Origin of the sequence: Marinobacterium litorale DSM 23545 (genome assembly GCF_000428985.1) — a bacterium.
GTDB classification, from domain to species: Bacteria; Pseudomonadota; Gammaproteobacteria; order Pseudomonadales; family Balneatricaceae; genus Marinobacterium_D; species Marinobacterium_D litorale.
Genome location: NZ_AUAZ01000038.1, coordinates 19395 through 33993, shown reverse-complemented (window position 1 = coordinate 33993; position 14599 = coordinate 19395). Strand labels below are relative to the sequence as shown.

Annotated in this window: 13 protein-coding genes; 9 read left to right on the top strand and 4 right to left on the bottom strand. The window is 53.4% G+C overall.

All coding sequences use genetic code 11. From position 1 onward, the window contains the following. A partial coding sequence (locus G403_RS23930; protein WP_036234572.1) for an integrase core domain-containing protein occupies positions 1-348 on the top strand: 348 nt, incomplete at its 5' end. Positions 349-671: 323 nt separating this feature from the next. Here G403_RS23930 and G403_RS0118620 read toward each other — a convergent pair. The 3 genes from G403_RS0118620 to G403_RS0118610 form a co-directional block, all read right to left on the bottom strand. Then, a complete protein-coding gene (locus tag G403_RS0118620; RefSeq protein ID WP_027855325.1) occupies positions 672-914 on the bottom strand; it encodes an ABC-three component system middle component 6 in 243 nt (80 codons plus the stop codon). After that, the gene (locus tag G403_RS0118615; RefSeq protein ID WP_027855324.1) at positions 911-1840 is read right to left on the bottom strand and encodes an ABC-three component system protein; all 930 of its coding nucleotides are present in this window, start codon (positions 1838-1840) and stop codon (positions 911-913) included. Before G403_RS0118615 ends, G403_RS0118620 begins: the two co-directional genes overlap by 4 nt. Before the next feature lie 107 nt (positions 1841-1947). Beyond that, positions 1948-3477, bottom strand: coding sequence for a hypothetical protein (locus tag G403_RS0118610; RefSeq protein ID WP_027855323.1), 1530 nt, complete (start codon positions 3475-3477; stop codon positions 1948-1950). Positions 3478-4324: 847 nt separating this feature from the next. On the opposite strand from G403_RS0118610, the gene cspE reads away from it, so the two are divergent. Then, positions 4325-4534, top strand: coding sequence for a transcription antiterminator/RNA stability regulator CspE (cspE, locus tag G403_RS0118605; protein ID WP_027855322.1), 210 nt, complete (start codon positions 4325-4327; stop codon positions 4532-4534). 96 nt (positions 4535-4630) lie between these two features. On the opposite strand, the gene ilvY is transcribed toward cspE, so the two are convergent. Beyond that, a complete protein-coding gene (ilvY, locus tag G403_RS0118600) occupies positions 4631-5509 on the bottom strand; it encodes an HTH-type transcriptional activator IlvY (protein ID WP_027855321.1) in 879 nt (292 codons plus the stop codon). A gap of 201 nt (positions 5510-5710) precedes the next feature. Here ilvY and ilvC point away from each other — a divergent pair, with 201 nt between their 5' ends. The 7 genes from ilvC (at position 5711) to urtE (ending at position 14595) form a co-directional block, all read left to right on the top strand. Continuing rightward, the gene (gene ilvC / locus G403_RS0118595; RefSeq protein WP_027855320.1) at positions 5711-7183 is read left to right on the top strand and encodes a ketol-acid reductoisomerase; all 1473 of its coding nucleotides are present in this window, start codon (positions 5711-5713) and stop codon (positions 7181-7183) included. 122 nt (positions 7184-7305) lie between these two features. After that, on the top strand, positions 7306-8733 hold the full coding sequence (modF, locus tag G403_RS0118590) for a molybdate ABC transporter ATP-binding protein ModF (protein WP_036234565.1): 1428 nt from the start codon (positions 7306-7308) through the stop codon (positions 8731-8733). A gap of 233 nt (positions 8734-8966) precedes the next feature. Further along, on the top strand, positions 8967-10205 hold the full coding sequence (gene urtA / locus G403_RS0118585) for an urea ABC transporter substrate-binding protein (RefSeq protein ID WP_245578400.1): 1239 nt from the start codon (positions 8967-8969) through the stop codon (positions 10203-10205). A 105-nt stretch (positions 10206-10310) separates the two neighbouring features. After that, on the top strand, positions 10311-11912 hold the full coding sequence (urtB, locus tag G403_RS0118580; RefSeq protein WP_027855317.1) for an urea ABC transporter permease subunit UrtB: 1602 nt from the start codon (positions 10311-10313) through the stop codon (positions 11910-11912). Positions 11913-11915: 3 nt separating this feature from the next. After that, positions 11916-13076: an urea ABC transporter permease subunit UrtC gene (gene urtC, locus G403_RS0118575; protein WP_027855316.1), complete on the top strand. Its 1161-nt coding sequence runs from the start codon at positions 11916-11918 to the stop codon at positions 13074-13076. Beyond that, on the top strand, positions 13073-13897 hold the full coding sequence (gene urtD, locus G403_RS0118570; protein ID WP_027855315.1) for an urea ABC transporter ATP-binding protein UrtD: 825 nt from the start codon (positions 13073-13075) through the stop codon (positions 13895-13897). The genes urtC and urtD overlap by 4 nt, the downstream gene beginning before the upstream one ends. Beyond that, positions 13897-14595: an urea ABC transporter ATP-binding subunit UrtE gene (urtE, locus tag G403_RS0118565; protein WP_027855314.1), complete on the top strand. Its 699-nt coding sequence runs from the start codon at positions 13897-13899 to the stop codon at positions 14593-14595. The genes urtD and urtE overlap by 1 nt, the downstream gene beginning before the upstream one ends. Positions 14596-14599: the final 4 nt, after the last annotated feature.

Genomic DNA, 14599 nt, shown 5'->3' with positions numbered 1-14599 from the left:
GACGCTTGGAGTCGGCGAGGGCAGCCTGAAGGCATCCTGTTCCATTCCGATCAAGGATGTCAGTACACGAGCCTGAAGTTCCGCCAACGGCTTTGGCGCTACCGCATGGAGCAAAGCATGAGCCGTCGTGGAAATTGCTGGGACAACTCGCCGATGGAGAGGCTGTTCCGCAGCCTGAAAACGGAATGGGTGCCAGAAACCGGTTACTCCTCGCTACTGGTCGCCAAAATGGATATTGGTCGGTACCTGATGGATTACTACAACCGCCAGCGGCCACATCGTGCCAATGGCGGCATCAGTCCACTGGCGGCGGAAGAAAAACTTAAAACCGTGTCCGGGATTAGTTGACCACTACACTCGGTCTTTCAATTCATTTAGGATAATTATCTTCGAAGGCTCCGCTCCACCCCGTTCAACCGAAAATACCTTGCTGCCAAACAAGAAATCTGCCCGAAACGTATGCTCGATAAGTGCGTCAGTGCGAAACAGATTTCCCTTGGGGCAGTCCGCGCCAAGTAGAAAATGAATGATCTCCACCAGACTCGTTTTCCCTGCGCTGTTTCTCGTTTGCTTATTCGTTGCGCCAGGCTGTCTGTCTGATAACAGGACATTTAGACCTTCATGGAACTCAACTCTCTTGAATGTCGGTATCGAACTATCGATATTCAATATCACAATCCGTCTCCAATACTTATCAAGCCCTGGTCGTAATCTATGGCACCTATCGCATACAAAAAGATCAAGGTTAAGATAAACCAGTCGTAAGAAATTGGCGTTGCTTTGGGGGAGCGCCTAGCGCGCACTTGCTCCCAAAGCTCTGAAACTGTGTATTCGCCGTGGATAGCGGCTAGAATCTCCCCCCCGATACCGATGAGCGAGCGATCATGCTTGAGATGCTTGCCTGGTAGAATCATGCTGTTATCTCCTCTGTTACGTTTTCGAAGATGTCACAGCTTTCAAACAGGTGGGCAAGCAGGGCTTGTGCAGCAACTTGGCGTTCTGGAGAGACAGTACCAGCGCCTGTTACGAATTCGTAAAGCGAGTTCATGATCGCACCTGGCGACAAGTGCTGCGCCTTGAAATATTGGTATTTTTCATTGAACAGACGAGCGATTCTTTCACCGACGAGCGGCTCCGGGTGTCGGTCAAGATAACTGGCTACGAGATGAGCATTTTGCCACCCCCCGGCAATCAGGGAACGCCAGTGCCCGGGAAGATCATTAGCATCGAGTTTATCAGCAGGTACAGGCTCAATGGGTGAGCTTGTAGCCGTCATCGACTCCGCTCCCTTTGCAACGGCACTCACCAGCTCGCGAAGTTCCTCGATCTGAAGGTTTCGTGCATCGAGATTTGTGGCGACAGGCCCCAGCAAGCTCTCGACTTGGGTTCTGTCGAGGGCGCTTATCCGCCGTTCAATACCCTCCAGTCCAATGAATCCGAATTTTATGTCTGAGTTCTCCTTTTTAAGCTCTTCGAGAACTTCGACAGCGTCAATTGGTAAACCGTCCACCAAGTTGTGGACCATGCACCATTCCTTCATGATCGACGGAAGCTTTTCCTTGGCCTTTTCAAAGTCTTCCTTCATTTTGCCGATCAGGTAATTGACTTTACCTCCGTCACCATTTATCGCACCGTAGCATTGAAACACTTGTCCGCTTGACTGGAGGTAGCCGTCACAACCCTTATCACCTTTGCTACCAAAAGGACGGAGCCTAACGAAATCATCACCGTGGCATTTATGCATGACATCGGAGAAAAAGTTCTGGAACGCGTCGCCGCTTACCTTGCGGAGCTTTAGTTCTAGCAATACTTTCCACCAATATTCTTGAGTCAAATCCATTGCGCTCATCCACCGAAATGATTAGGGCTTTGCCAAGTATGTGAGAGTTAGTGCTGGCCGAACGCAACATTCACCGGCTTGTCCGGTGCAATGCATTATTACATCTCCTAATTGCCCTGAGCTACTATCTCCAACCATCCCTCATCACCGATTGATCTAGTTGCTGGCTCTACAGGAATAACGGTTATTAGATCACGATGCTCTGGGGCAATACGGAGTCGTTTTACCAAGGCTCTTTTCTGAGATTCTGCTGACCCATCTTTACCCAAACAGACCCAGAACATTGACTTTCCTTCTTCCTCAACAAGCTTCCTGAAAAGGCCATTAATGTGGCTATCATCTATATTAAACCCATAACCCACAATAACCAAACGGTCGCATGCAACATATTCATCGTATAGCCCGACATATCTACGAGACATATCTACAGAGGTTAACGGCTTCAACCCGCTTTGGGTAAGAACAAATGGAACGTGTAGCTGATCCTCGGGAACTTGATCAGGATCATCCTCCGAAATTACCGAATTCTTGTATGGATTATAGTAATCAGTTACGCCGCCATTTAGGTGCTGGACAGCAGGTATCTCAAAATCAAGATCCTCAGATATCTTTTCAACCAAACTGTTATAGTTCGAAGTTCCAATAGCAGAAACCTCAAGTCCAAGTTGTTCACATTTTTCCAAGTCGTGATAATAACCATTTTCTGGGAGGTCACCAATTGCATCTAATTGTTTAACTATATAATCTCTAGTTGCTCTAAGGAAAATGACCATTTTCGAAAACTTTGCCCATTCTGTTCTGGGTGAAAATAGATATCTAAAATGACTATCGATTAACGATTGATAGTCTAAAACTGTTGTAAATATATTTTCCAAAACCTGCTGAGAAACAGCACATAAAATTTCAGAAACATTACCATTTTCAAGATCATAATTACGACGCTTTTCAAGCAATAACTCTAAAGCGGTCAGGCCAGCGCGGCTAAACTCGAGCTTAAACATACCTGTAACGTCATCGAAAATTGGAATATCGTCCGGAGCAGCCTCAAAAAGCTCTTGGTTTAGCCGTTGCACTAGGTGCTGACCATGAGCCCCAACAAGTAGTTGAAGAAAAGCTCCTGCGTAACGTTGAAGATCAGCAGAGTTTTGCCCACCACTAATAACACTTAAAATCGCGGAATATGATTCACTTCCAAAAAGCCTGACTTCATTGGCAAGGATTGGGTTCATTCTTATTGCCGTCGAATACAGGTGTTCGCCAAAGTCGGTATCCATCTGCTCATTGAACTTATCAATTAGAATATCCTTTTCTATACCTAATTGAGAAAGAGCATATTCGACCTCTTCATCGAAGACGTTAAGCCTCCGAATGATTTCATTTTTCCTGTATTCAATTGAGGATTCAATTAACGCTGTAAATTCATTTTTACCGAATGCATGAATACGCTGTGTTGCATAATTCTCTGGAAGCCAGCTAGTGGCATAATTTGTTCGTGCATCAATTTTCCCAAGCTGTTCACGCAGCTTTTTCTTATGTTCACTCACATCTTGTCGAAAGAGGTCGATGGCGAACTTTCCACCGCTCGGAAGTCCATAACCTATCTCGGCTCCTGCCCCGAAGAAAAATCCTACTTTCATTCAAACTCCAAGTGGTCATATGTCATTTAGATGTAATGTTATAATACTGCGCACGTGCATATTTGCTCTCAGCCGGAGACTGGGAGATTTGTTATAAGCACTTGAAGAGAAAGGATAAATCGAGATACCACAGCCATTCTCTTCCGGTGAAAATGAGCAAGCGCGTTTTGTAGCTTTGCCGTGCGCAGTATCCCGCAACAGCTAGTCCATAGTATCTCTGATACTGAACGATTTTCCCGACTGTTGCCAGTCACAAGTGAATACAGCCAAGTGACACAACAAGCGTCCACGGCACACACCCTTCAATACGCTGTATGTAACAACAGAAACTTAAAGCCGCTTGTCCACAGGTACAGTGGTACCCGGAATGACTGGCCAATTCCCGCTAAGGTCTGCAATGTGCGCAAAGGGGGCCTCTTAACGATTGGCCGCCTCCACGGATGCTGGATCCCTCCAAAGTGGATACTGAGCCCGTAACCCCGGATTACGTATGTACAACATCTACCATGTGGTTCTTGCTACCATTCAAGCAAATGACATAAGCGCATGCATGAGAGCCGTGCGATCAGGTATCGGGCTACCAGGTGACACAGAACTATGAACACCCTCGCGCCAAACGCCTTTTTATGAAAATAAATGAAATAAAGCTATCGCCGGACCAATAATAAGCGTACTGTGGGCTGGCTTGAGAGTAACACCTGCATTTATGCACCTTTTCGACGTCCTGCCTAATCGTATGTACCTCGTTCAGTTTTCATAAGTCCTTGTATTATTTAGAGCATTATCCGAACCTGTTCAGCATTTTGGCTGCAGTGTTCAATCATATTTTTTGAACGAGAATACTATTATGTCTACTACTACTGGCACCGTTAAATGGTTCAACGAAACTAAAGGCTTTGGCTTTATCCAGCAGGCGAGCGGTGGTCCGGACGTTTTCGCACATTTCAGTGCGATTACCGGTTCAGGCTTTAAAACCCTGGCTGAAGGCCAGGAAGTTCAGTTTTCTGTGACTCAGGGCCAGAAAGGTCCTCAGGCTGAGAACATCTCCGTGATCTGAACCTAGCGTTCAGTAAGCGATAAAAAACGGGCTCTTGTGGCCCGTTTTTTATCGTCTGGGAATAGGAGTTGAATCAGTGCGCCCTGTCTTTCCGTATTACATCAAATTCCAAAACGCCTCCACCAGCGGGTTCGCCAGGTTCTTTTTCAGCGTAAACAAGCCTATATCGTAGGGCTCGAGCTCGGGCGTTACGTCCAGCACATGGATCCGGTTGGCCAGCGGGCTGTTATCCAGCACGATCTTGGGCACCACGCCGATGCCAAAGCCCAGGCTTACCATGCTTACGATCGCTTCGTTACCGGTGACCTGTGCGTAGATCTTCGGTTTGATGCCGTGCTGGGCAAACCATTCATCCACCTGGTAACGGGACACGCCACCTTCCGACAGGATCATCGGGATATCGGCCCACTCTTTTGGGTCTTTCGGCGGGTCGGTGGGTACGTTGGGTACCTGTTGCTCGATGGGCGCGATAAACAGTAGCGGTGAGATGGCGATGGGTTTGAAGGCCAGGCCTCTGGGTAGCTTTAGCGGCCGTGCGGCGATGGTTATGTCCTCGGAACCATCCAGGATGTGAGCGATGGCGTGTTCCGGATCGCCGGTTCTCAGCTTGATTTCGATGCCGGGATGGGCGATACGAAAGCGGCTGAGCAGGTCGAACAGGAAGCTGTAGCTTGCGGTGACAGAACCATAAAGGCTGATCTCGCCGCGTAGCTGGTCCGAGTTGTCGGTCAGTTCATAGCGGATCATATCCCACTGATTGCAGGATTCCCGGGCGTATTTGAGGAACTGCCTGCCCTCGGGCGTCAGTGCGACGGTGCGGTTATCCCGGTTGAACAGCTGAGCGCCCACGGCGTCTTCCAATTGGCGGATGTTGCGCGAGAGCGCTGAGATGCTGATATTGCACTCGTCGGCAGCACGGCCAAAGTGCAGGGTTTCCGCCAGCGAGAGGAAGTGTTTGAGGGCTCTGATATTCATACAACGCATAATAGCAGAGCATTGCAAAATAAGGGACATGTCATTGCATATATGTCAATTTACGCAAGGATCTATTTTCTATAGAGTGGCGTCACTTAATGCAGGTTGCCGCGCAGTTGGGCAGCCGCCAGGGTCTTCTTTATGGGTATCGATCAGACCCAGTGTCGATACTTTAACCGTGTAAATCAGGATTTGAGTCAGATGGCCAATTACTTCAATACACTGCCGCTTCGCGAGCAGCTGGAACAGCTCGGCAAATGCCGTTTCATGGACCTCTCTGAATTTGCTGACGGCGTTGAAGCGCTGAAAGGCAAGAAGATGGTCGTTATCGGCTGTGGCGCCCAGGGCCTGAACCAGGGTCTGAACCTGCGTGACAGCGGTCTGGATGTGTCTTACGCGCTGCGTCCGGAAGCGATTGCCGAGAAGCGTCAGTCATGGAAGAACGCCACCGAGAACGGCTTCACCGTAGGTACCTACGAAGAGCTGATCCCGACAGCGGACGTGGTTCTGAACCTGACCCCCGATAAGCAGCACACCGCTGTTGTTAACGCTGTTATGCCGCTGATGAAAGAGGGCGCCTGCCTGTCCTACTCTCACGGTTTCAACATCGTTGAAGAAGGCATGAAAATCCGTGACGACCTGACCGTTATCATGGTTGCGCCGAAGTGCCCGGGTTCTGAAGTCCGTGCTGAATACGTGCGTGGTTTCGGTGTGCCGACTCTGATCGCCGTTCACGAAGACAACGACCCGAAAGGTGAAGGTCTGGCGTTGGCTAAAGCCTACGCTGTCGGTACCGGCGGTCACAAAGCGGGCGTTCTGATGTCTTCCTTCATCGCGGAAGTGAAGTCCGACCTGATGGGCGAGCAGACTATCCTCTGCGGTATGCTGCAGACCGGTTCTATCCTGTGCTTCGACAAGATGGTTGAAGAGGGTGTAGATCCGGGTTACGCGTCCAAGCTGATTCAGTACGGTTGGGAAACCATCACCGAAGCACTGAAGTACGGCGGCGTAACCAACATGCTGGACCGTCTGTCCAACCCGGCCAAGATCAAGGCTTTCGACCTGGCTGAAGAGCTCAAGCAGATCATGCGTCCGCTGTACAACAAGCACCAGGACGACATCATGAACGGCAACTTCTCTTCCGGCATGATGGAAGACTGGGCCAACGACGATATCAAACTGCACACCTGGCGCGCAGAAACCGCTGAAACCAACTTCGAAAAGACTCCGGCCGGCGATTTCGAAATCTCCGAGCAGGAATACTTCGATAACGGCATCCTGATGGTTGCCATGGTTAAAGCCGGTGTTGAGCTGGCGTTCGAAACTATGACCGCTGCCGGCATCATCGCTGAGTCTGCATACTATGAGTCTCTGCACGAGACTCCGCTGATCGCCAACACCATCGCCCGTAAAAAACTGTACGAGATGAACGCCACTATCTCCGATACCGCTGAGTACGGCTGCTACCTGTACAACCACGCGTGTGTACCGCTGCTGGCTGATTTCATGAAGGGCATCAAGTCCGACGTGATCGGTAAAGGCCTGAACGTTGATGACAACGGCGTCGACAATGCTCGCCTGATCGAAGTCAACACCGCGCTGCGCAGCCACCCGGTTGAGAAGGTGGGTGCGGTTCTGCGTGGTCACATGGCTGACATGAAGAAAATCGTTTAATCGGCGTATAGCCCGTTAAACAGAAAAGGCCGGGCCTCCTCACAGGAAGTCCGGCCTTTTTGTCTGAACGCTTTCAACAAACAGTTTAGCTTTCAAAATACCTTTTGCCTGGATTCATGCCGATGACTGCTTCTATCTCCCTGCAAAATTTAACAGTGAACTTTGATGATCGCTTTAAACTCAGCGAGATCGACTGGCAGATCGAGCTCGATCAGCATTGGGTGATCACCGGCACCAACGGTGCAGGCAAGTCGGCGTTGGGCGCTGTACTGGCCGGATTCGGTGAGATAGAAAGTGGCACGTTAACCGGTGTTCCCGGCAATGTCGGGCTGGTCTCTTTTGAGGCTCAGGCCGAGCTGATCGCACAGGAGCTGAAAAAAGATGACGCCGATATCATGGACGTTATCGCCGAGGGCACGCCTGTCCGCGAAATGATTTTTAATGACTGCGCCGATCCCGAGTTGGCCAGTGAGCTGGTTGAGAAGTTTGGCCTTACCGGCTTGCTGGATCGGGCCTTTCGCAAGCTCTCCACCGGGGAAACCCGCAAAATGATGCTGATCCGGGCGCTCTCCAGCAAGCCGGACCTGCTTATTCTGGATGAGCCCTTCGACGGCCTGGATGCCGACACCCTGGTGATGCTGCAGGCGCATCTGGCCGCCATCGTTGATGAAGTGCCGATGATCCTGGTACTGAACCGTTTTGACGAGATGCCTGAATTCATCACCCATGTTGCTTACGTCGATAAAGGGCGGTTGAGCCATACGGTGGATCGTCTGGATGAAGTCGCCTTTAACGAGCTGTACCAGTTGCTGCACCTGAAAACCACGGATCTCGAAGTGCCCGGGGCGGACCCCGCCGGCAAGCTGCCGGATCTGGACCCCGCTCAGCCGCTGGTGAGCCTGAAAAACATCAGCGTTAAATATGGCGATGATGTGATCATCGATGGCCTGGACTGGACCATCGAACGCGGTCAGCACTGGCAATTGAGCGGGCCGAACGGCAGTGGCAAAACCTGCCTGCTGTCACTGATTACCGGTGACCATCCACAATGCTACGTGAACGATATCTTTGTCTTCGGTTTCCAGCGTGGCAACGGCGAGAGCATCTGGCAGATCAAGCAGTTTATTGGTTACGTATCCACCGCGTTGCAGTGGGAGTACCGTGTCAGCACCAGTTGCAAAAACGTGATCATCTCCGGCTTCTACGACAGCATCGGCATGTACTCCAAGTCCACCGACAAGCAGAAGGAGATCGCCGATCAGTGGCTGGCCCTGCTGGGTATGACCGAGCGCGCCGACCAGCCCTTCAACAAGCTTTCCTACGGCGATCAGCGCCTGCTGCTGATCGCCCGGGCCATGGTCAAACACCCGCCGCTGCTGATCCTCGATGAACCCTGCCTGGGGCTGGATGATATGAACAGACAGCTGGTGCTGGCGTTGATCGAAAAGATCTGTGCCGCTGGCGAAACCACGGTGCTGTATGTGAATCACCACGCCGAAGACCAGATCGCGGGCATTGAGCACTACCTGGCGCTGGAGAAAAAAGGCTAACCCGTGCCAAAAAGTGTAGGTCCCATTTTCCCTTCGTTTCAGCTTTACAGGTGCCGACTACGTCAAATGACGTAGTTGCCTGCGTCATTGCGCGCATACCCCTTCGGCCCCCGGAAAAGAATAATCGCTCTTGTGTTGAGTTTCTTTTCTTAAAATCCCAAAGGGGGTAAGTAATGAAGATCAAATCACTGGCCGCAGGCGTCGCGCTGACCGTTGGTGCAACCGGTTTCTCCATGGCTGCCTTTGCAGCGGATCCGATCAAGGTTGGTATCCTGCACTCTCTCTCCGGCACCATGGCTATCAGTGAGTCCACACTGAAAGACACCATGTTGATGCTGATCGAGAAGCAGAACGAAAACGGTGGTCTGCTCGGTCGCGAGCTGGAGCCGGTTGTTGTCGATCCGGCTTCCAACTGGCCGCTGTTTGCCGAGAAAGCCCGCGAGCTGCTGGCCAAGGAAAAAGTGGATGTGATCTTCGGTAACTGGACCTCTGTATCGCGTAAGTCGGTACTGCCGGTGGTCGAGGAGCTGAACGGTCTGCTGTTCTACCCGGTTCAGTACGAAGGTGAAGAGTCATCCGAAAACGTCTTCTACACTGGCGCTGCGCCAAACCAGCAGGCGATTCCGGCTGTCGATTACCTGATGAACGAGATCGGTGTTGAGCGCTGGGTGCTGGCCGGTACCGACTATGTTTATCCGCGTACTACCAACAAGATCCTGGAAACCTACCTGAAAGATCACGGTGTTGCCGAAGAAGACATCATGATCAACTACACCCCGTTTGGTCACTCCAACTGGCAGTCTATCGTTTCCGACATCAAGTCGTTCGGTAGCCAGGGCAAGAAGACCGCCGTGGTTTCCACCATCAACGGTGATGCCAACGTGCCGTTCTACCGCGAGCTGGGTAACCAGGGTATCTCTGCGTCCGACATCCCGGTTGTTGCCTTCTCCGTGGGTGAGCAGGAGCTGTCCGGTATCGACACCGCGCCGCTGGTCGGTCACCTGGCCGCCTGGAACTACTTCATGAGCGTGGATGCCGATGCCAACTACGATTTCATTGACCAGTGGGTTGCCTACAAGGGTGATGAAAACGCGGTTACCAACGATCCGATGGAAGCACACTACATCGGCTTCAACATGTGGCTGGAAGCGGTTAAGAAGGCCGGCACCACCGATGTGGATGCGGTTAAAGACTCCATCATCGGTGTTTCCGTACCCAACCTGACCGGTGGTTACGCGACCATGATGCCGAACCACCACATCACCAAGCCGGTGCTGATCGGTGAGATTCAGGATAACGGTCAGTTCTCCGTGGTTTGGGAAACGCCGTCTACTGTAGCCGGTGATGCCTGGTCCGACTTCCTGCCGGGCTCCAAAGACCTGATCAGTGACTGGCGTAAGCCGTTGTTCTGCGGTAACTACAACGTGGTCGAGAAGACCTGTGGCGGTGGCGAGAAAGTCGCTACCAACTAAGCCGCAACGGCTGAAAAAACAGGCACCGCCCAGCGCGGTGCCTGTACCTTCCGTCCCGTCAGGGACAGCTCCAAAGCCAAACTAACCGAAAGATAGGACGCACCCATGAGCATCATACGGTCGCTCAGACTGCTTCTGACTGCCTGTCTGTTAGCCCTGATGGCGCTGCCCGCGCAGGCTGACGACGCCCAGGCCAAATCTCTGCTTAAACAGTTGGCTGATGCCCCCAACGCCAAAAAGGGAGCTGTAATCAGCGATATAGCAAGCAGCGGCGATGAGCGGGCGCGACAATGGCTGGAAGCCTTTGCCGATGGCAAGCTGGCGCAAAATGAAGAGACCGGTGATTTTGTCATCGTGCTGGAGAACCGGGGCCGTAACTGGACCGTGGCCGATGCCCTCAGTGGTGAGGAGATCGGCGAAGTCTCACGGCGCGATCTGGACAGCATCCGCGTCAACAATGCACTGCGCCGGGAACTGGATGGCATTCTTTCGGTGATCGATCTGACGGTGCAGGATCCGGAAAAGCGGCTGACCGCTGCCCGTGAACTGCGCGGCAGTGTGGATGAAACGCTGATCGAGCGGATTACTGCATTGATGGAGGCGGAAGCCAACAGTGATGTAAAAGCGGCGCTCACAGAAGCAATCGCAATCTACAAGGTGGATGCGCTTGGCGATCTCGATGCCGTGGCACAACTGTCCGGAAGCCTTAACATCGATGCCCGCGCCGCGCTGACCAACGCAGCGCGCAGTGATAATGCCGAGCTGGCTGCCGCCGCACAGACGGCGCTGGACCAGATCGAGCAGAAACTAAAACTGAACAACGCCGCCAAGACCCTCTATTTCGGTATCTCACTGGGTTCTGTGCTGGTGCTGGCCGCCATCGGTCTGGCGATAACCTTTGGCGTTATGGGTGTCATTAATATGGCCCATGGTGAGCTGATCATGCTGGGCGCCTACACCACCTGGGGCATGCAGCAGCTGCTACCGGGTCAGCCGGGGCTGGCGCTGATACTGTCGATTCCGGCAGGCTTTATGGTTGCGGCTTTGGCCGGTGTAGCGATCGAGCGTACCGTGATCCAGCACCTGAAAGGGCGCCCCCTGGAAACCCTGCTGGCGACCTTCGGTATCAGCCTGATTCTGCAGCAGCTGGTCCGTACCGTCATTTCTCCGCTTAACCGCACCGTGGTGACTCCGGAGTGGATGAGCGGCTCAATCATGATCAACGAGGCGTTGAGCCTGACGCTGAACCGCCTCTATATCATCGGTTTCGCACTGGTGGTGTTTGCAGGCCTGATGCTGATTATGCGCAAGACCCGTCTGGGCCTTGAGGTTCGTGCGGTTACGCAGAACCGGGCGATGGCGCGTTCCATGGGTATCAAGGCGACCCGCGTGGATATCATGACCTTCGCGCTGGGTTCCGGTGTGGCCGGGCTGGCCGGTGTTGCTCTGTCCCAGATCACCAACGTGGGTCCCAACCTGGGTCAGAACTACATCATCGACTCCTTCATGGTCGTGGTGTTCGGCGGTGTGGGTAACCTCTGGGGCACTCTGGTAGCAGGTCTGTCACTGGGTACCATTAACCAGCTGCTCGAACCCTGGGCCGGTGCGGTTCTCGCCAAGATCCTGGTTCTGGTCTTTATCATTCTGTTCATTCAAAAACGCCCGCGCGGACTCTTCCCGCAGAAGGGCCGTGCTGCGGAGGGTTGATCGATGACGCAATCCACCAATTACGGACAGTCCTGGCTGACACGGCCATTTACCGAACGCTCTACCCAGATCTTCCTGGCCGTGTTGCTTGGCGCTGTCGCGCTGGTGACCTTTCTTAACCTGACCATGCCGGAAGATAGCGCGCTGCATGTCAGCACCTATACCGTGACATTGATGGGTAAATACCTCTGCTACGCGCTGCTGGCGGTGGCGGTGGACTTGGTCTGGGGCTACCTGGGGATCCTCAGCCTGGGTCACGGCGCCTTCTTTGCGCTGGGTGGTTACGCCATGGGTATGTACCTGATGCGCCAGATCGGTGATCGCGGTGTCTACGGTAATCCTGAGCTGCCCGACTTTATGGTGTTCCTGAACTGGCAGGAGCTGCCCTGGTACTGGTATGGCTTCGATATGGCCTGGTTCGCCTTCCTGATGGTGCTGCTGGCACCGGGTATCCTGGCCTTTATTTTCGGCTATCTGGCTTTCCGCTCCCGGGTGACCGGTGTGTACCTGTCGATTATCACCCAGGCACTCACCTTTGCCCTGATGCTGGCGTTCTTCCGCAACGAGATGGGCTTTGGCGGCAACAACGGCCTGACCGACTTTATGGATATTCTCGGCTTTGATCTGCGTACCGATGGCGCACGTCTGGGGCTGTTTGTCGCCTCCGGGATTGCACTGGCTATCGGCTACCTGATCTGTCGTGCCATTGTTGGCTCCAAGTTGGGACGGGTCAGTGTGGCTTGTCGCGATGCCGAGGCGCGTACCCGCTTTATCGGTTACCGGGTGGAACGGATACAGCTGTTTGTCTTCGTGGTCTCGGCCATGTTGGCCGGTGTAGCCGGTGCGTTGTATGTGCCGCAGGTGGGGATTATCAACCCCAGCGAGTTTTCGCCGCTGTTCTCTATCGAGGTGGTGGTCTGGGTCGCTTTAGGTGGTCGCGCCACGCTTTACGGTGCCGTGATCGGTGCCCTGATCGTCAACTACGCCAAAACCGTGTTTACCGGCGTCATGCCCGACGCCTGGCTATTTGCTCTGGGGGCGCTGTTCGTCCTGGTCACCGTGTTCCTGCCCAAGGGGATCGCAGGTCTGTTGGCGGGGTTAACACAGAAGAAAGCAAGTACTGACAAAAGCGTAGCGGGTACTGCACAGGAGGCCGGCGTATGAGCATTATGACGGAGTTCACCCGTCGTGACCGGGTGTTCGAATTTCTGGCGCCTACCCAGTCTCCGGTAGATGTACGCCACGGTCCGATTCTCTATCTGGAGGATGTGACGGTTAGCTTCGATGGCTTTAAGGCGATCAACAACCTGAACCTGACCATCGATGATGGCGAGCTGCGCTGCATCATCGGTCCCAACGGGGCGGGGAAAACCACGATGATGGATATCATCACCGGCAAGACACGTCCGGATACCGGGTCGGTCTGGTTCGGTAGCCGCCATAACCTTCTCAACATGAATGAACCGGAGATCGCCACGCTGGGAATCGGCCGCAAGTTCCAGAAACCCACGGTGTTTGAGGCACTGACGGTGTTTGAGAACCTGGAACTTTCCATGGCCGCCGACAAGCGGGTATTCCCGACCTTGACTGCGGCGCTGACCGGCGAACATCAGGACCGTATCGACGAGGTGCTGGATATCATCGGTCTGTCGGATTTGCGTGAACGCCTGGCCGGGATTCTGTCCCACGGCCAGAAGCAGTGGCTGGAGATCGGTATGTTGCTGATGCAGAAACCGCGCTTGCTGCTGGTGGATGAGCCGGTAGCCGGGATGACCGAGCAGGAGATGGAACGTACCGCCGAGCTGCTCACGGGGCTTGCCGGCAAACAGTCCGTGGTGGTGGTGGAACATGATATGGGTTTTGTGCGCTCCATTGCCCGCAAGGTGACTGTGTTGCATCAGGGCAGTGTTCTGGCCGAAGGAAGCATGGATCAGGTCTCCGCTGATCCGGATGTAGTGAAGGTGTATCTGGGGGAGGATGACTGATGCTCAAGATCGAACAGCTCAACCAGTTCTACGGTGAGAGCCACACCCTCTGGGATCTGGATCTACAGATTCCCAAAGGCGAATGTCTGTGTGTGATGGGGCGTAATGGTGTGGGCAAGACCACGCTGATGAAGACGATCATGGGAGAGGAGTCGGTCAAGAGCGGTTCTATCATGCTGGAAGGCGATGTGGAACTGACCAAGCGCAGCATCGAGGAGCGCTCAAGACTGGGCATCGGCTATGTACCCCAGGGCCGTCAGATCTTCCCCATGCTGACGGTGGAGGAAAACCTGCGTACCGGTCTGGCGGTGCGCAAGGATGGCCTGAAAACAATTCCCGAGCGCATCTACGAGCTCTTTCCCGTCCTCAAAGAGATGAAGAATCGCCGTGGCGGTGACCTCTCCGGCGGTCAGCAACAGCAGTTGGCCATTGGGCGGGCACTGGTGATTGAGCCGCGTCTGCTGATTCTGGATGAACCGGGGGAGGGGATTCAGCCCAACATCGTGGCTCAGATCGGTGAGGTGATCCGTCGTCTGATGAAAGAGGATGGGCTGACCGTGATCCTGGTGGAGCAGAAGCTGCCCTTTGCCCGCAAATACGCTGACCGTTTTGCCATTCTGGACCGGGGGCGGATCATGGCCGCCGACAGCATGGCGAACCTCAGTGATGAGCTGGTCAAGCAGTATCTGGCGGTCTGACAAC

Bases quoted from the DNA above. Each gene is read 5' to 3' on its own strand.
- G403_RS0118620 (WP_027855325.1), bottom strand. From the start codon at position 914: ATGATTCTACCAGGCAAGCATCTCAAGCATGATCGCTCGCTCATCGGT.
- G403_RS0118615 (WP_027855324.1), bottom strand. From the start codon at position 1,840: ATGGATTTGACTCAAGAATATTGGTGGAAAGTATTGCTAGAACTAAAG.
- G403_RS0118610 (WP_027855323.1), bottom strand. From the start codon at position 3,477: ATGAAAGTAGGATTTTTCTTCGGGGCAGGAGCCGAGATAGGTTATGGA.
- cspE (WP_027855322.1), top strand. From the start codon at position 4,325: ATGTCTACTACTACTGGCACCGTTAAATGGTTCAACGAAACTAAAGGC.
- ilvY (WP_027855321.1), bottom strand. From the start codon at position 5,509: ATGAATATCAGAGCCCTCAAACACTTCCTCTCGCTGGCGGAAACCCTG.
- ilvC (WP_027855320.1), top strand. From the start codon at position 5,711: ATGGCCAATTACTTCAATACACTGCCGCTTCGCGAGCAGCTGGAACAG.
- modF (WP_036234565.1), top strand. From the start codon at position 7,306: ATGACTGCTTCTATCTCCCTGCAAAATTTAACAGTGAACTTTGATGAT.
- urtA (WP_245578400.1), top strand. From the start codon at position 8,967: ATGGCTGCCTTTGCAGCGGATCCGATCAAGGTTGGTATCCTGCACTCT.
- urtB (WP_027855317.1), top strand. From the start codon at position 10,311: ATGAGCATCATACGGTCGCTCAGACTGCTTCTGACTGCCTGTCTGTTA.
- urtC (WP_027855316.1), top strand. From the start codon at position 11,916: ATGACGCAATCCACCAATTACGGACAGTCCTGGCTGACACGGCCATTT.
- urtD (WP_027855315.1), top strand. From the start codon at position 13,073: ATGAGCATTATGACGGAGTTCACCCGTCGTGACCGGGTGTTCGAATTT.
- urtE (WP_027855314.1), top strand. From the start codon at position 13,897: ATGCTCAAGATCGAACAGCTCAACCAGTTCTACGGTGAGAGCCACACC.